This window comes from Pseudomonas uvaldensis, from assembly GCF_021271205.1.
Lineage (GTDB): Bacteria > Pseudomonadota > Gammaproteobacteria > Pseudomonadales > Pseudomonadaceae > Aquipseudomonas > Aquipseudomonas uvaldensis.
The window spans coordinates 335,225-356,771 of the sequence record NZ_JAIWKS010000006.1; the positions used below are offsets into that span (position 1 = coordinate 335,225).

A 21,547-nucleotide genomic window follows, 5' to 3' on the forward strand; every position below is an offset into this window, starting at 1 on the left:
TAGCTGCCCAACGCCCCTGGCGAGCGGCACATCAATTTTTCGAGGCGCTTGTCGCCCGCATGCAGACATAAGAGGCTAGACCCTGTGGCATTGACGATTCTTGGCCTGTCCGGCGCCCTTAGCCATGATCCTTCCGCCGCGCTGTACATCGACGGCAAGCTGATCGCGGCGGCTGAGGAGGAGCGCTTCGTACGCGATAAACATGCAAAGAACCGCATGCCCTACGAGTCGGCGAAGTTCTGCCTGGAGCAGGCAGGCATCAAGCCGTCCGACGTCGACGTGGTGGCGATTCCGTTCGCCCCGATCAGCCTGTTCGGCGAAGCGCGCTGGCACTACGCCAAGCGCTACTGGTACGCACCGGATCGCGCCCTTGATGCGATCCTGATGGGTAACCGTCGCTACAAGCGTTATCGTCGCAAGATCGTCTGGTGCCTGGAACAACTGGGCTTCGACCCGAAAAAAGTCAAGATCGAACCGGTGGAGCACCACCTGGCCCACGCCTCCAGCGCCTACCACTGCTCAGGCTTTCAGGAAAAAACCGCGATCCTGGGCATCGACGGCAAGGGTGAGTACGCCACGACTTTCTTCGGCTACGGCGAAAACGGCAAGATCCACAAGATCAAGGAATTTTACGATCCGGATTCCCTCGGTGGCCTGTACGGTGCGATCACTGAGTTCCTTGGCTTCGAAATGCTCGACGGCGAGTTCAAGGTCATGGGCATGGCGCCTTATGGCGATGCCAGCAAGTACGATTTCTCGCGCCTGGCTTCGTTCGAGAATGGCCAGTTGGTGATCAATACCGACTACGCCAACGTGATCGGCCTGCGTCGCTATAAAGAGAAGGGCAAGGGCTTTTATTTTTCGCCGAAGCTGATCGAGTGGCTGGGCCCGAAACGTGAAGGCGACATCGCCGACGAGCCATATATCCACTACGCGGCCAGCATGCAGGCGCTGTTCGAGAAGCTTGCGTTGCAAATGATCGATCATTACCTGGGCGACATCCTCAAGGAAACCGGCAAGTTGGCGTTCGCCGGCGGCTGCGCCTTGAACGTCAAGCTGAACCAGAAGATCATCGCCCGCGATGACGTCAAGGAACTGTTCGTACAGCCGGCGTCCGGTGATGCCGGCACCGCGGTGGGCGCGGCGGCCTATGTGTCCCATGCCCGTGGCGTGCCCGTGGAGAAGATGGAGCACGTCTACCTCGGCCCGGCCTACAGCAATGAAGATGTGATCGCCGCGTGCGCTCGTCACCCGAGCAAACCGGCCTGGCGCAAGATCGACAACACCCCCGAGCGCATTGCGAAAATCATGGTCGACGGTAACCCGGTGGCCTGGTTCCAGGGACGCATGGAGTTTGGTCCGCGTGCCTTGGGTGGCCGTTCGATCATTGGTTGCCCGAGCGCTACCGGCGTGGCTGACCGCATCAACGAACAGATCAAGTTCCGTGAGCGCTGGAGGCCGTTCTGCCCGTCGATGCTCGACACCGTTGCGCCGCAGATGATCAAGGTCGATCACCCCGCGCCTTTCATGACGTTCACTTTTGAAGTGGCCGAAGAATGGAAAACCCGCGTGCCGGAAGTCGTCCATGAAGATGGCACTTCCCGGGCCCAGGTGCTCAAGCGCGAATACAACCCGCGCTACTACGACATGATGAAGGCGCTCGAGGTGCTGACCGGCAACGGCGTGTCCCTGAACACGTCGCTCAACCGCCGTGGCGAACCGATGATCTGCTCGCCGACCGACGCGTTGAATATGTTCTACGGTTCCGATCTGCAATATCTGATCATGGAAGACATTCTGGTGGTCAAAGACGGCGTGGACGCTTATGACACGCTCGGCTGAGCGACATGTGCTGCAGTTCTGCCACGGTTATGACGGGCCGTTCCTCGACTGCGCCCGTCAATATGCCAGCCTGTTCGCGGGCACTGGCTATCGCGTGACCACCGTGTTTCTCACTGGGGCGGCCGATGCCGAGGTCGCCGCCGGCTGTGCCTCGGACGAGGTGCTGTTCATGGAGTACAGCTCCAGTGCCGTGCGCGGCCTGAAGCTGGGTGCCATCGGCGATCTGCGCAGGATCGCCGCTTCGCGCAACTTCAGTTTCTGCATTGCCCATCGCTTCAAGCCGATCTACATCGCTATGCTCGGTACCGGCCTGCCGGTGATTGGCGTGCACCATGCCTTCGGGGACTACCAGCGGCGTACCCGCCGGTTGTTCGCCCACATTTTTCGCAAGCGCCTGAGTTTGCTCGGGGTCTCCGACGCGGTACGCGACGACATGCGCCGCTGCCTGCCGAAGTGGCCATCCAGCCGGATCCAGACCCTCTACAACCGCATCGATCTCGACGCCACCCAGGCCAGCCTGGTTTCCCGGGAGGAAGCGCGGCAGACCCTCGGGTTGGATTCGAATGCCTGGATCGTCGGCAACGTCGGGCGCCTGCACCCGGACAAGGACCAAGCCACGTTGCTGCGGGGTTTCGCCGCAGCATTGGCTTATCTACCGGGTAACAGCCAATTGGCGATTCTCGGCAAGGGGCGCCTGGAGCGGGATCTTCGCGATCTGGCACTGGAATTGGGCGTTGCAGACCGCGTCCTGTTCCTCGGCCAGGTGCCCGAGGCTCGTCGTTATTTCCGCGCCTTTGATGTGTTCGCCCTGAGTTCCGATCACGAACCATTCGGCATGGTGTTGCTCGAAGCCATGGCGGCCGGCGTGCCCCTGCTGGCTACGGCCTGCGGTGGGGCGAAGGAAGTGGTCGAGGGTGTCGGTATCCTCTTTCCGCTGGGCGACGCCGAGCACTTGGCCCAAGGGCTGCAGCACCTGGCGGCCATGGACGACATGCAGCGTCGCCAATGCGCCGAATTGATGCGTGATCGCCTGCGTGAGCGCTTCTCGGATCGCGCTGTACGCGAGGCTTTCTGGCGCTTGCCCCAAGTCATCGAACTGGCACCGGGGGCCTGATGCTCAATCGATTCCAAGGCTGGCGCGAGCGCGGCTGGACGGCGGTAGACGCTTCGGTTTATGCCCAGGCCTGGCAACGCTTTGGCGGAAGTGTGGCGACCCATCCGTTGGTGGTCGAGCGTCTGGCGGCCCTGGCCGATATTCCCGTGCGCTACCTGGCCTATGAGCATGAGGGTGAGCTCAAGGCCGCAATCCCGACCTGGGGGCGCGACCTGGCCTTGTCCAAGGACGTGCTCAAGCGCAGCGGCAAAAAAGGCTTGTTCGACCTGGGCAATGCTGAGCTGATCCTGCCGGCCGCAGCCGATGCCCAGGCGCCGTTGCGCCATCGCGGACGTTACCTGTCGGCCCTCAATGAGGGGCGTTTCAGTGGCTTGAAGCCGCAACAGGAACAGCTGGCCATGGCGCGTACACCGGAAGAGCTGTCCAAGAAGTTTCGCTATAACCAGCGCCGCGAGTTGCGCTTGCTGGAAGAGGCCGGCGGAGTGGTGCGGCCGGTCGAGACATTCTCCAGCGAGGAACTGGCCGCGATCTACTGTGATCTGTTCCTGCGTCGCTGGGGCTTTGCGGCTACCGGGGCCGAGCGCATGGCCGAGGTGATCGAGCTGCTGCGCGAGCTGCTGATCGGCTCGGTGATCCTGCTCAACGATGCGCCGATTGCCATTCAACTGGTCTATCGCGTTGAAGCGCCCGAGTGGATCAGTGTTGAATACATCAACGGCGGTGTCGACCCGCAGACCCGTGCGTTCAGCCCTGGCAGTGTGTTGAGCTTCCTTAATACGCAAAGCGCCTGGGAACAGGCTCGTGCCATCGGCAAGCCAATGCGCTTTTCCTTCGGCCGGGCGGACCGCGAATACAAGGACCGCTGGTGCAACCCGGTGCCGGTGTTTACCGTATGAATGCCTCCACGAGTCGCAAGCAGCAATTACTCAAGCGCCACCGTCGCAACAAGCGTATCGGACTGATGTTCGCGCTCGTAGTGCTGGTGATGTCGGGGATCGTGGTGGCCTGGTGGCTACCGTTGGTGCTGGCAGTGTTGGGCTGGATTGCCCATGAAGCATGGTTCGCCGATCATCTGTTCTATTCGCCCAGGGACGACTATCAGTACAGCTTCCCGCCGTTCACCCAACAACCCAAGGTGCATCTGAATGCCGGGCGGTTGCGACTGGATGAAGGGGTAATGCTGGACGAGGGGGCAACGCTGGTCCTGGCGCTGCGAATCAAAAGCAACTGGCTGGGGCGCTTCATCGACCCGGTCGTCGAGTTGTCGGGCGGTGAACATCCGGATCGACAGACTTTCGAGCGCGGGGTCAACGGCCTGCGCTATCTCAATCTCAGCGAGCAGGGGGACGTGCTGTCCCGGGGTGAGCTGCGTCTGCGCGGGCGTTTCTGCCGGGTCCAGGGCGAACCGAAGCTGTGGTCCTTTGCGGCGGCGCAGATGAAGCATCAACGGGTCATGGTCATCGCCCCCCATGCCGATGATGCCGAGTTGGCGGCGTTCGGCTTGTATAGCCGGGCCGACGACACCTGGATCGTGACACTGACCGCTGGCGAAATCGAAGCCGAGCATTACCGCAAGATGGGCCTGGACAGCATCGAGGCGGCACGCCTCAAGGGCCGTTTGCGTGCTTGGGACAGCATCGCCGTGCCACGCTGGGCCGGGGTGCCGCAGGCCAATTGTGTGCAATTGGGTTACTTCTGCCTGCAACTGGCAGCCATGCAAGCCGCGCCGGGCCATCCCCAAGGGTCGCGCGAGGCGGACCTGAGCGATACCCGGCTGTTTCGTCAATTGAACCCATTCACCTTGCCTGGCGATGTCGACGGCGCGCCGACCTGGAACAATTTGCTGGCCGACCTGCGCGAGCTGATCATCAGGGCCCGCCCCGACGTCGTGGTCTTGCCGCACCCGACGCTCGATCCGCATCCCGATCATGTCTGCGCCCATGATGCCGTGACCCAGGCCCTCGAGGGCCTGGAGTGGCAGCCCGCGGTCCTGTTGGGCTATGCCAATCACCTGCACGACAATGACCGCTGGCCCATGGGCGATGCGGGTGCCGGTGTTGCACTGCCGCCGTATTTCGATCCGGTCCGGCCGATGCATCCCATCAGCCTTGCATTGGATTTGGCCGGCCAGCGTGACAAGGCCATGGCGCTGGGCATGATGCATGATCTGCAACCGCCAGCGCCGTTCAAGCGACGTCTGCGTCGTCATATCCAGCGGATACTGGCCGGACGCGGGGGGTCGCCGTATGGCGAGAATGAGTTTTTTCGCAAGGCTGTGCGTCGCCATGAACTGTTCTGGCGGCTGTAGAAGGCCACGGCGGGAGAGTGTTGTGTTCCGACGCACAAAGGCTCCCGGTTATTTCTCAAGTCGTTTGGTACCGCAAGGAAGACGATGAAAGTTCTGTTTCTGGTGCAGAAAGAACAGCGGGCCATCCTGGACCGGCTCTATGAAGGCGTGGCCGCTCATTGCGAGTGTGACCTGCGCTGGCTCGATAGCCAGGAGCAACGCAACCTGCGGAGCTATTTCCGACGTCACGTCGATGTATCGCGCTACGACCGGATCGTCTTCTTCCTGCGCTTCAAGCAAGAGATCCGTCAGACCCGGTTCATCCGTACGATCCCCAACCTGGTGATCCTCGAACACGACGCCTACCAGAACTACATCCCATGCAAATACACCGGTAAGTTCAGTGCCCACTATCGCCGCCTGCCTTGGGCGAGGGTGATCAGCTCCGGCTTCATGGTCACGGAACGCCTGCGAAGCGAAGGTTTCGATGCGGTATTCGTGCCAAAGGGCTACGATCAATCCTTGCTGCAGGATCTGGGGCGCGAACGGGATATCGAACTGGCTTTCGTGGGCAGCACCAACAGCGTCGCCTACAGTGGCCGCAAAGCGCTGTTGGACGAGCTGGGGCGTGTCGAGTCATTGGTGGTGACTCGCACCAAGTCTGGCGAAGAATATTGCGAGACTCTCAATCGCATCCGTTTTTTTGTCAGCGCCGATGTGGGCATGGGGGAGTTCATGATCAAGAACTTCGAAGCCATGGCCTGCGGCTGTGTGTTGTTGGCGTTCGATCAAGGGGCTGACGAAGCCCGCGCACTGGGGTTGCAGGATATGCAGAACGTGGTGTTGTATCGCGACATCCCGCAGCTTCAGGAGAAGCTTGCCCAGCTTCGCGCCGATCCTGAACTGGCTCGGAATATCGCGTATAACGGACAGAAGCTGGCGCTGGAGCAATTCAGTTTCGCACGTATAGGCCAGAAGATCGTCGAAGCGCTGGTGCCGCCACTGCGACCCCGTGCGCCGTTGAGCCTGCTGGAAAGATTGCGCCTGAGGCTGGGCGTTTGACAGGAACCGTTCAGCCATCCCACATCGGGATGGCATCTGACTAAGTGGTATTTCAGGTGCAGTTTTCCAACGAGAGTGACATCACCCTGGTGGTAACCAGTTGCGGTCGACTCGATCTGCTCAAGCGGACGCTGGAGAGCTTCGACCGTTTCAATACCGCGCCGATTCGAGAGGTCTTCATCACCGAAGACGCTGGCGATGAAGGCGTGCATGCCGTTATCCCGGTGCACTGGAAAGACCGTTGTACAGTGTTTATCAATCGGCCGAAGCTGGGGCAGTTGGCCTCGATCGATCTGGCCTACGGGCATGTCAAGACGCCTTATATCTTCCATTGCGAGGACGATTGGGAATTCTATCGCCCTGCCTTCGTGGAGGATTCACGCGCGATCCTGGAACAACGACCCGATATTCTCCAGGTGTGGCTGCGTAACTATGTTTACGACTTGTGTGTACACAGTCCTTACATACGCCTGGGCGAGCGTGAGCTCATCCGGGGGGTGGCCTGCTACCCGCTGATCTCCGACAAACCCGAATGGCAAGGCTTTTCCCTCAATCCTGGCCTTCGCCGGCTCAAGGAATACCGGTTGTGTGCTCCATTTGCCGGCTTCGGTGGCGAGAAAGCCCTGTCGCTGCGCTATGCACAACTGAACTTGACGGCGGTCACATTGGAAGGGGATGCTGTTTTGCACACAGGATTCGGCGTCCACGTGGAAGTCCCCGTGGAACGTCAGCGCAAGGAGCGCCGCAGGCGTCGCGAGCAAGCCAAGTTGTCCCTGGTCCTTTTGCTCGGAGTCTGCATTGGTTGGCTTATCAATTATTAGATGCCTCGCAGCACGAATCCTGGAGCGCGATGAAAGGTTTGCTGCTCAATGAGCATTATTAATGTCATGTGGGCGGGCGGTTCGCCGTTCGCTTCGGTACACAAGGTTCACCACCAGATACTTTCGCGGATCGAGCCGTCAATGCCCATCAAGACATGGCTCTTGCAGGGCTCGGGAGCTGCCTGCAAGGTCAATGTGGGACAGGCCAGGGAGTGGCATCTCTCGTCTGCCCGGCTCAAGGGACGGCATATCTGGCGGTTGTTCAAACCCTTGATGCGCAGGCGCTTCCGCCAGGCGTTGCTCGACAGCGATGCACGTGTCGTATTGCTCGACGGCCTTGGCGTCGCCCGTACCTTGTTGCCGGTCCTGAAGGACATGCCACAGATCCGCGTCGTAGTGATCTTCCATGGTGTGACACGACTCAACGCCGAAGGCCGTGAATTGCTGCGCGGGTTCCCTGCCTCGCGCTTGAGCCTGGTGGCGGTCTCACAGACCCTGGCAGCTGCCCTCCGGGATGACCTCGCAATGTCGGTGACGGTGCTGCGCAGCGCTTTCGATCCGAAGGCCTTCCGGTCCGCGCTTGTGCCGCGCGAAGAAGCCTGTGCTCGATTGGGGGTGCCGTTGGCCGATCTGAGGGTCTTTGGCGCCGTCGGGCGACTGGTGGATGACAAGGGGTTCGCATGCCTGCTGGAAGCGTTTGCCCTGGTCGCGCAAAGCCAGCCTGACTGGCGCCTGGTCATCGTTGGGGAAGGGCCGCAGCGCGAGGCGCTGCAGGCGCGAATCGTCCAGCCGGATCTATTGGGCAGGGTGGTGCTGACGGGGCATCTGGATAATGTTGCAACACTTTACACGGCATTCGACTGGGTGCTGATCCCGTCCCTTGATGAAGGCCTGGGCTTGATCCTGCAAGAAGCGGTCATGGCCGGTGTTCCGGTGTTGGCCAGTGAACTGCCGGTGTTCCGTGAACAATTGGGCGATGCAGGTTGGTACGCCCCGGTGAACGACGCCAAAGCCTGGGGGGAAGCGCTCCGGCGGATCTCGCAGGCTTCGGCCGCCGTGGTCGCGTCAGCCCAGTATCAGGCGCTGGCCCCCGATGAGGCCTGGCTGAATTTCAGCCAGACCGCCCGGCAATTGTTCTCAGGCGGGCAATAGAGCGTTTTCCAGCGCCTGCATCGGAAAGCTCCCGTTCAGGTTCTCTCTGGCAATATAACGAGCGAAATGCTGCAAATTGCGGCGTGCCAGGTAGCGCGGCAGCGGAGAGCGCAGGAAACGCATGTCGGCCACATCGATCAGCCCCAGTTCGTTGCCCGGGGTAACCACGATGTTGCCCAGGTGCAGCGAGCGGAAATAAATACCGCTGGCATGCAGGCTGCGGATCAGGTCGACCAGCGCAGGCAGGGTTCGTTGCCAGCTGAAATCTTCCTGGTTCGATAATTGACGCAGGGTTTTTCCGGGAAGCGGCCGATAGAGAACGGCAGTCATGCCGGGCTTTGGCAACTTGTAGAAGGCCAGTACATCGAGGGTCGGTACGCCGAGTTGCTGCAAGCGGGTCGCGTTCTGGATGAATCGAGCCGAATAAGGCCGTAGAAGGGCCGAAGAAAAAAGCCGCTTGCGGCGAAATAACTTGAGAATATTGCCATCCTGTAACAGATAGACTTTTGGGCCGTAGCTGTCGGCCTCCAGAATACTGGCGCCTTCAATCAATTGATTCAAAGCGGCTTGGGGAAGCCGAGTGGATTGCATCGTAGGGAAACCTTGTTGAAAGAGCCGGTACCATGGCGGGCCATGATGCCCAAAACTTTTCGTTTTAACCATGCCGGTTTGGCGGGTGAGCCGTATTAGGAGCGAAGATGCAAGCGAGACGCTGGGCGCAGGGCTGGATGGCTTTTGGCTTATTATGGTTTTTGCTGGCAATCGCCCTGGCACCGACCAACAAGATTTATCAGCAGGGTCTGGTCGTCTTTGTCTGGTTACCGGTAATCGTGCTCGCCTGGCCGGCCCGTGATCGGCTGGCGCAGCTGTGGCATGCCCAACGTCTGATCTATACGACATTGCTTGCGCTGGCGATCTGGGCGCTGATTACCTTGCTCTGGGCTCACGCACCGGAGCCGGCGCGCGAAGCCAAGCGGTTGCTCTATATCCTGGCGTTTCTGCTGTTCTTCCCGATCCTGGCCGACGGGCAGCCAGATCGAGTGATTCGCATCATGCAGTGGGGAGGTGTTGGACTTGCGCTGACAGCCCTGATGGCAATCATTTATTTCTACGGAATCAAAAACAATCCCTGGGTGGCGCGCTTGGGGGGATTGGGCGAACTGGCCCATCCGATTCTGGGTGGCTATGTAATCGGACTGGCGGTGATCTGGATGCTGCACTGGATACCGCGTTCCATCGGATTTCAGATCGTCTATGGGGTGGCCCTCGCGTTGCTGGGCGTATTTGTCGTGATGAGCCAGAGTCGCGGTGCGGCGCTGGCCCTGCTACTCAGCGTACTGGCCATGCCGATCTACTGTCGGGACCGGCGCACCCGCTTTATCGCCGCGACGGCTCTGGTGCTCGCCATGTTGACCTTCTGGCTGCTCGAACCGTTGGTCCTGGCACGCGGTGCTTCCTACCGACCCGAAATCTTCATGTCGAGTCTGCGCATGATTGCCGAGCGCCCATGGGGTGGCCTGGGACTGGCGGGAGACTACCGGGTTTCCGTCGGCCGCATTTCCTTTGAACACGCGCACAACCTGTTCAGCCATGTCGCCATCCAGCTTGGTTTGCCGGGATTGGTGTTGTGGTGCATCGTCTGGTTCGCCGTGCTGCGAGAAGCCTGGCGGGCTCGCGAAACGCTGCTGGGCCGTGGCGTGCTCGGTATGTGGATATTCTCGTTCCTGGCGATGCAGTTCGACGCCGCGAGCCTGACCGGGACTCCGCGCGCCGAATGGTTCATCAGCTGGTTGCCGATTGGTTTGGCCGGCCTTTTGACCTGGACGCGGGTCATGCCGGATGGCTGTGATAAAATTCCGCGTTCTTCCTAACAGTGAGCTCTACGATGAGTGATGCACCGCCCAAAGCGGAACAGGATTCCAGCCTGAAAATCTATTTTCGGCTGCTGGGATACGTCAAACCCTACGTGGGCATCTTTTTGCTGAGTATCGTGGGTTTCGTCATATTTGCTTCCACCCAACCCATGCTGGCCGGGATCCTCAAATATTTCGTCGATGGCTTGAGCAACCCCGATGCGGTGCTCTTTCCCAACGTGGCGTACCTCAAGGACTTGAAATTGCTGATGGCGGTGCCATTGCTGATCATCCTGATCGCCGCCTGGCAGGGCCTGGGGTCGTTCCTGGGGAACTACTACCTGGCCCGGGTTTCCCTGGGGCTGGTACACGACTTGCGGGTGGAGCTGTTCAACAAATTGCTGGTGCTGCCCAACCGCTATTTCGACACCCACAATTCGGGGCATCTGATCTCCCGCATCACATTCAACGTGACCATGGTCACCGGTGCCGCCACCGATGCCATCAAGGTGGTAATCCGCGAAGGCCTCACCGTGGTGTTCCTCTTCGCTTACCTGGTCTGGATGAACTGGAAACTGACTCTGGTGATGCTGGCGATCCTGCCGCTGATCGCCTTCATGGTCAGCAATACCAGCAAGAAATTCCGTAAGCAGAGCAAAAAGATCCAGGTGGCCATGGGCGACGTGACGCACGTGGCGTCCGAAACCATCCAGGGCTACCGCGTCGTGCGCAGCTTCGGTGGCGAGGCCTACGAAGAGCAGCGCTTTGCCCAGGCCAGCCAGGGCAACACCGACAGGCAACTGCGCATGACCCGCACTGGCGCGGTCTATACGCCGATGCTGCAGTTGGTCATCTACACCGCCATGGCGGCCCTGATGTTCCTGGTGCTGTTCCTGCGCGGCGATGCGACGGCCGGCGATCTGGTGGCCTATATCACTGCCGCCGGCCTGCTGCCCAAGCCGATTCGCCAGCTTTCGGAAGTCAGCTCCACGATCCAGAAAGGCGTGGCTGGCGCCGAGAGCATTTTCGAACAACTGGACGTCGAACCGGAAGTCGACAACGGCACGGTCGAGCAGGAGCGCGTCAGTGGTCGCCTCGATGTGCGCAACCTGAGCTTCACCTACCCCGGCGCCGAGCGCGAGGTGCTCAAGGACATCAGCTTTACCGCGGCCCCCGGACAGATGATTGCGCTGGTCGGTCGTTCGGGCAGCGGCAAGTCGACCCTGGCGAGCCTCATCCCGCGCTTCTATCACCATGAAATCGGCCAGATCCTGCTCGACGACGTGGAAATCGAAGACTATCGCCTGCGCAATCTGCGCCGGCATGTTGCCCAGGTAACCCAGCATGTCACGCTGTTCAACGACACGGTGGCCAACAACATCGCCTACGGTGACCTGGCCGGCGCGCCCCGGGCCGACATCGAGAAAGCCGCCCGGGATGCCTATGCCATGGACTTCATCGAGCAGTTGCCCCAAGGGCTGGATACCGAAGTCGGAGAGAACGGTGTGCTGCTCTCCGGCGGACAGCGCCAACGCCTGGCCATCGCCCGGGCATTGCTCAAGAACGCTCCGCTGTTGATTCTGGACGAGGCTACCTCGGCGCTGGACACCGAGTCCGAGCGGCATATCCAGGCCGCGCTGGATCAGGTGATGAAAGGTCGCACGACACTGGTCATTGCCCACCGCCTGTCGACTATTGAAAAGGCTGATCTGATTCTGGTGATGGACCAGGGCCGCATCGTCGAGCGTGGCACCCACGGCGAACTGCTCGCCCAGAATGGCTACTACGCGCGTCTTCACGCCATGGGCCTGGATGCGCCCGCCCAGGATATCGCCTGATACGGAGTGCTGGCCGCGCGACTACGGGAGACTGGCTTATGGATGAGACGTCAAAGGTATCGATGCAACAGGCGCAGATCCGCCCCTGCGCGCTGGCGCTTACGCCCGGGGACCGGGCCACGCTGAAGTCTCAGCGCCCCTGTTGCATCTGGTTGACCGGGTTGTCGGGAGCCGGCAAGTCGACCCTGGCCAATGCGTTGGAAGTGCAGCTCAATCGGCAGGGCTTGCATACCAGTCTGCTTGATGGCGATAACCTGCGCCGGGGGCTGTGTCGGGACCTCGGAATGGACGATGAGGCCCGCAAGGAAAATGTCCGGCGCATTGCCGAAGTGGCACGGCTTATGGTCGATGCGGGCCTGATTGTCATCGTCGCGGCAATTTCGCCGTTCCGTGCCGATCGGGACGCGGCCCGGCGACTGTTTTCCCCGGACGAGTTCGTGGAAGTGTACGTGAGCACGCCTTTCGAGGTCTGCGCCGAGCGAGATCCCAAGGGGCTGTACCGCGAGGCGCGCGCTGGACGTATCAAGAATTTCACAGGGCTCGACAGTCCCTACGAAGCGCCCTTGGCGCCTGAATGCGAAATCAATACCTGCGAAGTGGAGTTGTCCCAGGCCTGTGACCGGCTTGCGGCCTTGCTGCCAACGTAATTAAGGGAGCGGCTTGCGACTGCCATGGACGAGCCTATCTCCACCCTGTGCTAATATCGCGCCCCTGTTCATTTTGTATGTGGGATGCTCCATGAAGTTGTCGATGCCGCGATTCGATCAAGCCCCTGTCCTGGTGGTCGGCGATGTCATGCTCGACCGCTATTGGCATGGCGGTACCTCACGGATTTCTCCCGAGGCACCGGTGCCGGTGGTCAAGGTCGAGCACATCGAGGATCGTCCCGGTGGCGCGGCCAACGTCGCGTTGAACATTGCCGCGCTCGGCGCCCCGGCCTCCCTGGTTGGCGTCACCGGCGACGACGAGGCCGCCGACAGCCTGGCCAATAGCCTCAAAGGCGCTGGCGTGCGGGCGAGATTCCAGCGCGTCGCGCATCAGCCGACTATCGTCAAGCTGCGGGTCATGAGCCGTCACCAGCAACTGCTGCGGATCGATTTCGAAGAACCGTTCGCCACCGATCCCCTGGCCCTGGGGGCCGAGGTCGACCAGATGCTCGACGGCATCAAGGTGCTGGTGTTGTCCGACTACGGCAAAGGCGCGCTGAAAAATCATCAGGCGTTGATCCAGGCCGCCCGTGCCCGTGGTATTCCGGTACTGGCCGATCCCAAGGGCAAGGATTTTTCCATCTACCGTGGCGCGAGCCTGATCACGCCGAATCTCAGTGAGTTCGAAACCATCGTCGGCGGTTGTGTCGATGAGCATGAGCTGGTAAGCAAGGGCGCACAGTTGATGCAGGACCTGGACCTCGGTGCGCTGCTCGTGACCCGTGGCGAGCATGGCATGACCCTGCTGCGTCCCGATCACCCGGCCTTGCACCTACCGGCTCGCGCTCGGGAAGTGTTCGATGTGACGGGTGCTGGCGATACCGTGATTTCTACCCTGGCCGCGGCGATTGCCGCCGGCGAGGAACTGCCTCATGCAGTGGCCCTGGCGAACCTGGCGGCGGGCATCGTCGTCGGCAAGCTCGGTACGGCGGCCATCAGTGCCCCGGAACTGCGTCGCGCCATCCAGCGTGAAGAAGGCTCCGAGCGAGGCGTGCTCGGCCTGGAGCAGTTGCTGCTGGCGGTCGACGATGCGCGTGCCCATAACGAGACCATCGTGTTCACCAACGGCTGCTTCGACATCCTGCATGCCGGCCACGTGACCTACCTCGAGCAGGCCAGGGCTCAGGGCGATCGCTTGATCGTTGCGGTCAATGACGATGCTTCCGTGAGCCGTCTCAAGGGGCCGGGGCGTCCGATCAACAGCGTCGACCGACGCATGGCTGTCCTGGCCGGTCTTGGTGCAGTGGATTGGGTGATCAGCTTCAGCGAAGGCACACCGGAAAACCTGCTGCGCGAGGTCAAGCCGGATGTGCTGGTGAAAGGCGGCGACTACGGGATCGACCAGGTCGTGGGGGCGGACATCGTCACCGCGTACGGCGGTACCGTGAAAGTGCTGGGGTTGGTGGAAAACAGCTCGACGACCGCGATTGTGGAAAAAATCCGCAATAACTGAAGTGCCCCGCAGACGGATCGATGGGAGCGTGGCTCCCACTGATCCATCCTTCTAACGGGCCGCCTTGCGCGGCACGATCTTCTTGAGCAATTGCCGGGCCTTGCCCTTCAATAGCGTCAGCCCGGACTCCTTGCCCACTGGCGTCAGCCCTTGCTGGCGCAGCCAGTCCTTCCAACGAATCCGTTCATCTCGCACCAGCCAGCCGTCCTGCCTGGCAAAACTTTCCGCCAGGTACAGCCCTCGGGTGCTGGCGGGATACAACTGGTCTTTTTTCAGGGTGTACAACTCGGGCAAGGGCTGTCCGTCGTGCAGTGGCATCAGGTAAAGATCGGGGCGCTTGCGATCCAGCCTCGCAACCAGTTGGTCGCCTTCCAGGCGCTCATCGACATGAAACAGGCTCAGCGACTTGGCTTCCCTGGGCACATCCAGGCGCAAATCGTAGATCAGCTGCAGCGATGCCGTTGGCAGATGCACATAGGCCCGTGGCCGCTCGATCAACTGCAGGTTGGCGCTACGCACCGGGCGCGCCGAACCGGACAGCGGGGCCAGGCGGAACGGCAAGGCTTCGCGATAATGCAAGGCGGCGGCGTAGGGGGCCGGCAGCCAAGTGTCGTTGAAGCGTCCGCCAAGCCAACCTTCGGGGGTTTCCAGGAGACACTCCTCCGCCACTTCCTGAATGGCGGTGAGCAGCGGCAGGTTCAGTTCGTGAGCCGGGACGTAGCCGGAAATCAGCTTGAGCACTACATCGCCGCGATCCTGCCGTCGCTGGCGCACCAGCACCCAATAATCACGGTTCTGCCAATGCAGGGTCAGACGCACCGAGACACCCAGGTTTGCCAACTCCAGGGAGAAGCGTTCGGCATCGGCGACCGTTACGGGACGGCGGCGTTGCAAAGTCTGGGCAAAGTTCAGCGGCATCCCGACGCTCTGGTACGTGAGGCCTTCGGGTGTCGCTTCGACGAACAGGGGCAGGGTCTTGAAGTTGCTGGGGTTTTTTCTGATAAGCGTACGCGGCATGTCGGCTCCTGCTTCATACCGCGAAATGCGGTGTCAGTTTTCTCGTAGGACCGTGGCGACGGTCGCGACGTTATGGGCGAGGTGCAGCGGATTGATGGTGCCGACAATAGCACTGGCGACACCCGGATGCGCAAACAAGAGTTCGAAACTGGCGCGGACCGGATCCATCCCCGGGGTCAGGCAGACATGGCCGCTGGCCAATGCCTTTTTCACCAGGATCGCCTTGCCGTGATCGTTAGCGTAGTCAATGACCGCTTTCTCGCTGCGTTCGTTCAAGTTGTAAGTCACCATCGCGCAATCGCCTTGCTCCAGAGCCTTCAGGCCACCGTCGACGGTTTTGCCGGAAAAGCCGAAGCCACCGATCTTGCCCTCGCGCTTGAGGGCCGCGAGGGTCGGGTAGACCTCGCTGTCGTTGAGGATCGCCAGGTCGTTGCCATCGGAATGCACCAGTACCAGGTCGATGTAATCGGTTTCCAGGCGCTGGAGGCTGCGCTCCACCGAAAAGCGGGTGTGGGCGGCGCTGAAATCGTGGCGCGACTGACCGTTGCTGAACTCTTCGCCGACCTTGCTGACAATCACCCAGTCCTGGCGTTGGCCACGCAACAGTGGGCCGAGACGTTCTTCGCTGCGGCCGTAGGCCGGCGCGGTGTCGATCAGGTTGATGCCCAGGTCGCGCGCCAGTTTGAGCAACATGCGCGCTTCGTCATCATCGGGAATCCGGAAACCGTTGGGGTATTTGACGCCTTGATCGCGACCTAGCTTGACAGTGCCCAGGCCCAAGGGCGAAACCATCGGGCCACCATGGCCCAGCGGGCGGTGGAGATCGTGCAGGGTTGGCTGGCTCATGGCAGCAATTGCTCCCAGGCAGGTACGCCCATGGGTGGTTTCGGCAGGTCCGGCAGTGGGGCCGGATGGCTTGGCACGATGCCGTCTCGTTGCAGTGACGCGATCACCCGGTCGGCAAAATCCGGAGCCAGGGCCAGCTTGGTCGGCCAACCCACCAGCAGGCGGTTCTGCTCGGCCAGGAAGGCATTGTCCGGACGGGTCAAGCCCGATTGCAGTGGTTCGGCACGATCCACTCGCAGCGTGGCCCATTGCGCCGTGCTGAGATCGATCCAGGGCAGCAATTGACCGAGCTCCTTCTGGGCCGTGGCGATTTGCGCGGCGGAGTCGCGGGCCACGCCATCGGCTTCGGCAATGTCGCCACCCAGGTACCAGACCCATTGGCCATCAGCGGCCGGGTGCGTGGTGACCGTGATGCGTGGCTTGGGGCCGCCCCCGAGGCAGTGGGCGTAAAGTGGCTTGAGGCTGGGGCCCTTGACCAGGACCATGTGCAGCGGCCGGCGCTGCATGGCCGGCTGATCGAGGCCCAGGGCGGCAAGCAGGTCGGCGGTGCCGGCCCCGGCGCTCAATACGATGCGTTGGGCGCGGATCTCACGGTCGTCAACCATCAGGCCCACCAGTTCGTCGCGTTCGCGCAGCGGTTCGATGCGCTGACCGGCGAGCAGTCCATCGCCGGCCAGTTCTGCCAGGCGCGCGATCAGGCTGGGGACATCCACCACCAGTTCGGCCAGGCGATAGACCTTGCCCTTGAAGCGTTTGTCCTGCAGGGCTTCGGGCAGTTGCTCGCCCTTGACCTGATCGACGCGCCCACGCACGGCCTTACTGGCAAAGAAGCTGGTGAGGTTGCCGGCCAGGGTGCCGGGCGACCACAGGTAATGGGCTTCCGACAGCAGCCGCACGCCCGACAGGTCCAACTCGCCGTCGCCGCTCAGGGCTTGGCGCCAGCGGCGCGGCATGTCGGCGATAGCCTCCGAGGCGCCGGTCAGCGCGCCATGCAGCGCGTACTTGGCGCCGCCATGAATGATGCCCTGGGACTTGACGCTCTGCCCGCCACCCAGGCTGGCGCTTTCCACCAGTACAGTCGAGAAACCCTGGCGGCGCAGGCGTGCGTTCAGCCAGAGGCCGGCGACTCCGGCGCCGACTATCAGCACGTCGGTGGAAATAACGGATGGCATGCAGCGACCTCGGAGCGGATAAAGCTGCAAGTTTCAAGCTTCAAGCTTCAAGTTACAAGCCAGAGCGTCAGCCTGTGCTTGCAGCTTCAATGCCCTGCCGTTTTCGAAAAAAGCTGGATCACCACAACCCCCAACACAATCAGCGCCATTCCCAGCATCGCCGGCACGTCCAGCTTCTGCCCGTAGAGGAACAGGGCGGCGACACTGACCATCACGATACCCAGCCCGGCCCAGACCGCATATGCCACGCCCACCGGAACGGTGCGCACCACCAGGGTGAGCATCCAGAAGGCGGTAGCGTACCCGACGATGACCAGTAACAGCGGCAGCGGCGTGCTCAACCCTTTGATCGCTTTCATGGAAACGGTGGCAATCACTTCGGCGCAGATGGCGATGGCCAGGTAGTAGTAAGCGTTCATGGGCGATTCCTCGTGGTCTGATGCGCTTTCGATGGGATCATTCTAGGGAACGCCCAGATGGGGTAAAGTCATTACCTATCTGTATTCGAGATGGGTTGGGGCAATGAACGTTCAGTGGAACCTGGAGCAATTGCGGCTGTTTGTCGGCGCCGCCGAGAAGCGTTCGTTTTCGGCCGTGGCCCGGGATCAGCGCAAGGCCCAATCGGCTATCAGCAGCGCGATTGCCATGCTGGAAACCGACCTGGGGGTGAGCTTGTTCGAGCGCAGCAGCGGTCGTCAGCCAAAGCTCACCGAAGCCGGGGAGGCGCTGCTGGAAGAGGCGCGGGAAGTGCTGCGCCAGTGCGAGCGCCTCAATGGCCGGGCCCTGGCCCTGATGCGGGGACAGGAAGCACGGCTGCGCCTGGCCCAGGACGAAGCGATGCCTTACCAGCCGGTTATCGACAGCCTGGCGGCCCTGGCCGAGCGATTTCCCACCCTGGAAGTGCAACTGGCCAGCGCCGCCCAAGGTGATGTGGCGCGCAAACTCGTGGAGCGCCGTGCCGACCTTGGGCTGTTGTTTCGTCATGACCAGATTCCCGACGCGCTGGAGCGCCGAGTGCTGGGCAGTGTCGAGATGGTGACGGTGTGCGGGCGCGACCACCCCATGGCGGCGCTCGACTACGTCAGTTGCCTGGAAATGGCCCGGCACCGGCAGTTGCTCATGGCGACCCAGTCCAGTGTTTATCCCGGCAGCGAGCAGGCCAGCCCGCACGTCTGGCGCGCCGACAGTTTCTATGTCCTGGCCGAATGGTTGAGGAGTGGCCTGGGTTGGGCCTGGCTGCCACGCCACGTGGTGCAATACCCGGCGTATCAGGGAGAGATGATCGAACTCAACAGCGAATGGACCCCGCCGGCTCTGGTGGTGGAGCTGGTCTGGCGTCGCGACGAACCCCTGGGCCCGGCCGGACGCTGGCTGGCGGAACGTTTTGCCGTGCAGTTGCAGGCGATCGGCTGAAAACCCGATAAACTCCGCCGCCATGAACAGAACTCTCTATAGCGCATTGTTTTACCTGGGGCTGCCACTGGTAGCGATTCGGCTGTGGCTGCGGGCTCGCAAGGCGCCGGCGTATGCCCGGCGCATCGGCGAGCGATTCTCCTGGGGGCTGCCGGTCATGGTGCCGGGTGGCATCTGGGTCCATGCCGTGTCGGTGGGCGAAAGCATTGCCGCCGCGCCGATGATCCGTGCCTTGCTGCAACGTTATCCACAGTTGCCGATCACCGTCACCTGCATGACGCCTACGGGGTCGGAGCGAATCCAGGCGTTGTTCGCCAACGAGCCGCGTATCCAGCATTGCTATCTGCCTTACGACTTGCCCTGTGCCGCGAAGCGTTTCCTCGACCGGGTTCGCCCGACGCTGGCGGTGATCATGGAGACCGAGTTGTGGCCCAATCACATCCATCAGTGCGCCAGGCGGGGTATTCCCGTGGCCTTGGCCAACGCCCGGTTGTCGGAACGCTCGGCGCGTGGCTACGGGCGCTTTCCGAGGCTTACCCGGCCGATGTTGGCCGAGATGAGCTTGTTCGCCGTCCAGACCGACGCCGAGGCCGAGCGTTTCCGTCAACTGGGTGCCCGTGACGAAACCATCGCGGTGACCGGTTCCATCAAATTCGACCTGACCATCGACCCGCAACTGCTCGAAAGCGCCAGTGCCCTGCGCCGACAATGGCAGGCGACGGAGCGTCCGGTGTGGATTGCCGCAAGCACCCATGAAGGCGAAGACGAAGTGGTGCTGGCCGCCCACCGCCGATTGCTCGCCAGCTATCCCGATGCGTTGCTGATCCTGGTGCCCCGTCATCCCGAGCGTTTCGACTCGGTGTACCGACTCTGTGAAAGCGAAGGCTTTGCCACGATTCGCCGCTCCGGAGCCCAGCCGGTGACTGCGCAGTCCTCGGTGCTGCTGGGCGACACCATGGGCGAGCTGTTGTTTCTTTATGCGCTGGCCGATAGCGCGTTCGTCGGTGGCAGTCTGGTGCCCAACGGCGGACACAATCTGCTGGAGCCGGCGGCGCTGGCCAAGCCTGTGCTGAGTGGCCCACACCTGTTCAACTTTCTTGAAATCGCCGCGCAACTGCGCGCCGCCGGGGCCTTGCAGGAAGTCGAGGATGCCGAAAGCCTGGCCCTGGCTGTGCAACGCCTGTTCGAACTGCCCCGCGATGCCCAGCGTATGGCCGAGGCGGGGCTTGCGGTGATGCGTACCAATCAGGGGGCGCTGCAGCGGTTGCTGGATGGGTTGGGGCTGTTGATCGACTGACGGTCAGTGGGAGCAAGACCTGTGGGAGCAAGGCTTGCCCGCGATGGATGCAACCCGGTCTTTGCTCAAACCGCAGTGTTTGCATCGCGAGCAAGCTTTGCTCCCACAGGCATGGATTCCTCCAGCCTCGTTCCTATAGGTTTTTCACTGAGCCGGCCTTGAGCGCAGTTGCTCCGCCGCTGCCTGCGCCAAGTCCGGTGGCAGGAAGTCCTTGTCCGGGTTGTAATCAGGCTTGAGGTAACGCGACAGGTCCTGCAAGTCGGCCGGGCTCAGGGTGCCGGCGGCTTGCTTGAGGCGCAGGTTATCGAGGATGTAGTCGTAGCGGGCGTTGTTGTAGTTGCGCACCGAGGTGTACAGCTGGCGCTGAGCGTCGAGCACATCGACGATATTGCGCGTGCCCACCTGATAACCGATTTCCGTGGCTTCCACCGCGCTCTGGTTCGAAATGATCGACTGGCGTCGGGCCTGGACCTGCTCAACATCGGTGTTCACCGCTCGATGCAGGTTGCGGGTGTTCTCCACTACCTGCCGGCGTAGGCCTTCGCGCTGCTGTTCGGTCTGGGTCAGTTGCGAGTAGGACTCGCGGACCTGGGAGCTGGTCAGGCCGCCGCTGTAGATGGGGATGTTCAGTTGCAGGGCCAGGGTGCGCTGCTCGACATCGCCACCATACGGCCGGCCAATCGGGTTCGGATTACTGAAGCCCAGCGCATCGTTGTCGCCTTTCTCATATTTCGCCACGGCATCGAGGGTCGGAGCGTGACCGGCCTTGCGCTGGCGCAGGGTGTCTTCGGCGGCGTCGACGGCATGGTTGCTGGCCAGCAGGTTGAGGTTCTGTCTGGCGGCAGTGTCGACCCAGGCTTTGGCGTCGTTCGGGGTCGGTGGCAGGATTGGCAACGTGTGGACGATGCCCTGGATCGAGTTGTACTGACGGTTGGTCAGGGTGATCAGCGCTTCGAACGCATCCTCGACCTGGCGCTGGGCGAGGATCCGGTTGGCCCGCGCGGTATCGTAGCTGGCCTGGGATTGCAGTACGTCGGTCTTGTCCGACAGGCCCACGTCGAAGCGCTCGTTGGACTGGTCGAGCTGGCGCTTGAACGCTGCTTCCTCGGCCTTGGTCGAGGCCAGGTTGTCCTGGCTTCGCAGCACATTGAAATAGCTCTCGGCGCTCTGCAGGATCATGTTCTGTTCGGTGGCGGACAATTGCAGCGCCGCTTGTTCGTTCACCGACTTGGCAGCCTGGAACTGGAACCAGCGGTCGGCACGGAACAGCGGCTGGGACAGCGTCGCCTGGTATGAACGGGCACTGCGGGTAGCGATGGCGGCGGGCTGATCGATATCGGTGCGAACGTTGGCGACTTCTGCGCCGCCGGACAGGTTGGGCAACAACCCGGCGCGGGCCTGGGGCACCACTTCTTTCTGAGCTCCGTACTGGGCACGGGCGGCGGCCAGGTCGGCGTTGTTATCGACTGCTTCCTGGTACACGCTCACCAGATCGGTTCTGGTGGATAAGGGCGCTTCGGCAGCCCAGGCCATTCCGTTGGACGCACAAGACACGGCGAGGGCCAGTGAGAGTTTGCGCAGCATGAGGCGATCCCTAGACAAATGAGTGCGCACAAAAGGCGCGGCGTAGCGAGTGTAGTTGTGCGCACGCACGGCAACAATCCTGTATTTGC

The 21,547-nt window shown here is 61.8% G+C and carries 19 protein-coding genes; 13 read left to right on the top strand and 6 right to left on the bottom strand.

Annotated features, from left to right (window positions below):
- Positions 1-84 precede the first annotated feature (84 nt).
- The 7 genes from LCU97_RS16320 (at position 85) to LCU97_RS16350 (ending at position 8,278) form a co-directional block, all read left to right on the top strand.
- The gene (locus tag LCU97_RS16320; RefSeq protein ID WP_053147611.1) at positions 85-1,842 is read left to right on the top strand and encodes a carbamoyltransferase family protein; all 1,758 of its coding nucleotides are present in this window, start codon (positions 85-87) and stop codon (positions 1,840-1,842) included.
- Positions 1,826-2,956: a glycosyltransferase gene (locus tag LCU97_RS16325; protein ID WP_232777187.1), complete on the top strand. Its 1,131-nt coding sequence runs from the start codon at positions 1,826-1,828 to the stop codon at positions 2,954-2,956. The genes LCU97_RS16320 and LCU97_RS16325 overlap by 17 nt, the downstream gene beginning before the upstream one ends.
- Positions 2,956-3,852 (top strand): antimicrobial resistance protein Mig-14, encoded by an 897-nt coding sequence (locus LCU97_RS16330; RefSeq protein ID WP_232777188.1) that lies wholly within the window; start codon positions 2,956-2,958, stop codon positions 3,850-3,852. Before LCU97_RS16325 ends, LCU97_RS16330 begins: the two co-directional genes overlap by 1 nt.
- Positions 3,849-5,264 carry a PIG-L deacetylase family protein gene (locus LCU97_RS16335; RefSeq protein WP_053147603.1) on the top strand — a complete coding sequence of 472 codons (1,416 nt, stop codon included), beginning with the start codon at positions 3,849-3,851 and terminating at the stop codon, positions 5,262-5,264. Before LCU97_RS16330 ends, LCU97_RS16335 begins: the two co-directional genes overlap by 4 nt.
- Positions 5,265-5,348: 84 nt before the next feature.
- A complete protein-coding gene (locus LCU97_RS16340) occupies positions 5,349-6,305 on the top strand; it encodes a glycosyltransferase family protein (RefSeq protein ID WP_053147601.1) in 957 nt (318 codons plus the stop codon).
- A 56-nt stretch (positions 6,306-6,361) separates the two neighbouring features.
- Positions 6,362-7,126: a glycosyltransferase family protein gene (locus LCU97_RS16345; protein ID WP_232777189.1), complete on the top strand. Its 765-nt coding sequence runs from the start codon at positions 6,362-6,364 to the stop codon at positions 7,124-7,126.
- A gap of 48 nt (positions 7,127-7,174) precedes the next feature.
- The gene (locus tag LCU97_RS16350) at positions 7,175-8,278 is read left to right on the top strand and encodes a glycosyltransferase (protein WP_232777190.1); all 1,104 of its coding nucleotides are present in this window, start codon (positions 7,175-7,177) and stop codon (positions 8,276-8,278) included.
- Here the strand turns inward: LCU97_RS16350 and LCU97_RS16355 are convergent.
- Complete coding sequence (locus LCU97_RS16355; RefSeq protein WP_232777283.1) at positions 8,264-8,869, bottom strand: BUD32 family EKC/KEOPS complex subunit; 606 nt, start codon at positions 8,867-8,869, stop codon at positions 8,264-8,266. The two genes, LCU97_RS16350 and LCU97_RS16355, sit on opposite strands and share 15 nt — an antisense overlap.
- A 107-nt stretch (positions 8,870-8,976) precedes the next feature.
- Between LCU97_RS16355 and LCU97_RS16360 the strand changes: the two genes are divergently transcribed.
- The 4 genes from LCU97_RS16360 to hldE all read left to right on the top strand — a co-directional run bounded on the left by LCU97_RS16360 (position 8,977) and on the right by hldE (position 14,129).
- Positions 8,977-10,149 carry an O-antigen ligase family protein gene (locus LCU97_RS16360; RefSeq protein ID WP_053147595.1) on the top strand — a complete coding sequence of 391 codons (1,173 nt, stop codon included), beginning with the start codon at positions 8,977-8,979 and terminating at the stop codon, positions 10,147-10,149.
- 14 nt (positions 10,150-10,163) lie between these two features.
- On the top strand, positions 10,164-11,969 hold the full coding sequence (gene msbA, locus LCU97_RS16365; RefSeq protein WP_053147594.1) for a lipid A export permease/ATP-binding protein MsbA: 1,806 nt from the start codon (positions 10,164-10,166) through the stop codon (positions 11,967-11,969).
- Positions 11,970-12,007: 38 nt separating this feature from the next.
- Positions 12,008-12,616, top strand: a complete 609-nt coding sequence (cysC, locus tag LCU97_RS16370) for an adenylyl-sulfate kinase (RefSeq protein ID WP_232777191.1) — start codon at positions 12,008-12,010, stop codon at positions 12,614-12,616.
- Positions 12,617-12,707: 91 nt separating this feature from the next.
- Positions 12,708-14,129, top strand: coding sequence for a bifunctional D-glycero-beta-D-manno-heptose-7-phosphate kinase/D-glycero-beta-D-manno-heptose 1-phosphate adenylyltransferase HldE (gene hldE, locus LCU97_RS16375; RefSeq protein ID WP_053147590.1), 1,422 nt, complete (start codon positions 12,708-12,710; stop codon positions 14,127-14,129).
- A gap of 51 nt (positions 14,130-14,180) precedes the next feature.
- On the opposite strand, the gene LCU97_RS16380 is transcribed toward hldE, so the two are convergent.
- From LCU97_RS16380 to LCU97_RS16395, 4 genes are all read right to left on the bottom strand, one after another.
- Positions 14,181-15,146 carry a hypothetical protein gene (locus LCU97_RS16380; RefSeq protein WP_053147588.1) on the bottom strand — a complete coding sequence of 322 codons (966 nt, stop codon included), beginning with the start codon at positions 15,144-15,146 and terminating at the stop codon, positions 14,181-14,183.
- A gap of 33 nt (positions 15,147-15,179) precedes the next feature.
- The gene (locus LCU97_RS16385; protein WP_053147586.1) at positions 15,180-15,992 is read right to left on the bottom strand and encodes an aldo/keto reductase; all 813 of its coding nucleotides are present in this window, start codon (positions 15,990-15,992) and stop codon (positions 15,180-15,182) included.
- Positions 15,989-17,164, bottom strand: coding sequence for an NAD(P)/FAD-dependent oxidoreductase (locus LCU97_RS16390; RefSeq protein WP_053147584.1), 1,176 nt, complete (start codon positions 17,162-17,164; stop codon positions 15,989-15,991). Before LCU97_RS16390 ends, LCU97_RS16385 begins: the two co-directional genes overlap by 4 nt.
- Positions 17,165-17,250: 86 nt before the next feature.
- A complete protein-coding gene (locus tag LCU97_RS16395) occupies positions 17,251-17,583 on the bottom strand; it encodes a DMT family transporter (protein WP_053147582.1) in 333 nt (110 codons plus the stop codon).
- A 103-nt stretch (positions 17,584-17,686) separates the two neighbouring features.
- Between LCU97_RS16395 and LCU97_RS16400 the strand changes: the two genes are divergently transcribed.
- Complete coding sequence (locus tag LCU97_RS16400) at positions 17,687-18,577, top strand: LysR family transcriptional regulator (RefSeq protein WP_232777192.1); 891 nt, start codon at positions 17,687-17,689, stop codon at positions 18,575-18,577.
- Positions 18,578-18,599: 22 nt separating this feature from the next.
- Positions 18,600-19,874, top strand: coding sequence for a lipid IV(A) 3-deoxy-D-manno-octulosonic acid transferase (waaA, locus tag LCU97_RS16405; RefSeq protein WP_232777193.1), 1,275 nt, complete (start codon positions 18,600-18,602; stop codon positions 19,872-19,874).
- Positions 19,875-20,018: 144 nt separating this feature from the next.
- Here waaA and LCU97_RS16410 read toward each other — a convergent pair whose 3' ends face one another.
- Complete coding sequence (locus tag LCU97_RS16410) at positions 20,019-21,458, bottom strand: TolC family outer membrane protein (RefSeq protein WP_053147577.1); 1,440 nt, start codon at positions 21,456-21,458, stop codon at positions 20,019-20,021.
- Positions 21,459-21,547 lie beyond the last annotated feature (89 nt).

Coding starts and splice junctions, on each gene's coding strand:
- waaA (WP_232777193.1), top strand. CDS start 18,600: ATGAACAGAACTCTCTATAGCGCATTGTTTTACCTGGGGCTGCCACTG.
- LCU97_RS16390 (WP_053147584.1), bottom strand. CDS start 17,164: ATGCCATCCGTTATTTCCACCGACGTGCTGATAGTCGGCGCCGGAGTC.
- LCU97_RS16360 (WP_053147595.1), top strand. CDS start 8,977: ATGCAAGCGAGACGCTGGGCGCAGGGCTGGATGGCTTTTGGCTTATTA.
- LCU97_RS16385 (WP_053147586.1), bottom strand. CDS start 15,992: ATGAGCCAGCCAACCCTGCACGATCTCCACCGCCCGCTGGGCCATGGT.
- LCU97_RS16395 (WP_053147582.1), bottom strand. CDS start 17,583: ATGAACGCTTACTACTACCTGGCCATCGCCATCTGCGCCGAAGTGATT.
- LCU97_RS16355 (WP_232777283.1), bottom strand. CDS start 8,869: ATGCAATCCACTCGGCTTCCCCAAGCCGCTTTGAATCAATTGATTGAA.
- msbA (WP_053147594.1), top strand. CDS start 10,164: ATGAGTGATGCACCGCCCAAAGCGGAACAGGATTCCAGCCTGAAAATC.
- hldE (WP_053147590.1), top strand. CDS start 12,708: ATGAAGTTGTCGATGCCGCGATTCGATCAAGCCCCTGTCCTGGTGGTC.
- LCU97_RS16325 (WP_232777187.1), top strand. CDS start 1,826: ATGACACGCTCGGCTGAGCGACATGTGCTGCAGTTCTGCCACGGTTAT.
- LCU97_RS16330 (WP_232777188.1), top strand. CDS start 2,956: ATGCTCAATCGATTCCAAGGCTGGCGCGAGCGCGGCTGGACGGCGGTA.
- cysC (WP_232777191.1), top strand. CDS start 12,008: ATGGATGAGACGTCAAAGGTATCGATGCAACAGGCGCAGATCCGCCCC.
- LCU97_RS16400 (WP_232777192.1), top strand. CDS start 17,687: ATGAACGTTCAGTGGAACCTGGAGCAATTGCGGCTGTTTGTCGGCGCC.
- LCU97_RS16335 (WP_053147603.1), top strand. CDS start 3,849: ATGAATGCCTCCACGAGTCGCAAGCAGCAATTACTCAAGCGCCACCGT.
- LCU97_RS16350 (WP_232777190.1), top strand. CDS start 7,175: ATGAGCATTATTAATGTCATGTGGGCGGGCGGTTCGCCGTTCGCTTCG.
- LCU97_RS16380 (WP_053147588.1), bottom strand. CDS start 15,146: ATGCCGCGTACGCTTATCAGAAAAAACCCCAGCAACTTCAAGACCCTG.
- LCU97_RS16340 (WP_053147601.1), top strand. CDS start 5,349: ATGAAAGTTCTGTTTCTGGTGCAGAAAGAACAGCGGGCCATCCTGGAC.
- LCU97_RS16410 (WP_053147577.1), bottom strand. CDS start 21,458: ATGCTGCGCAAACTCTCACTGGCCCTCGCCGTGTCTTGTGCGTCCAAC.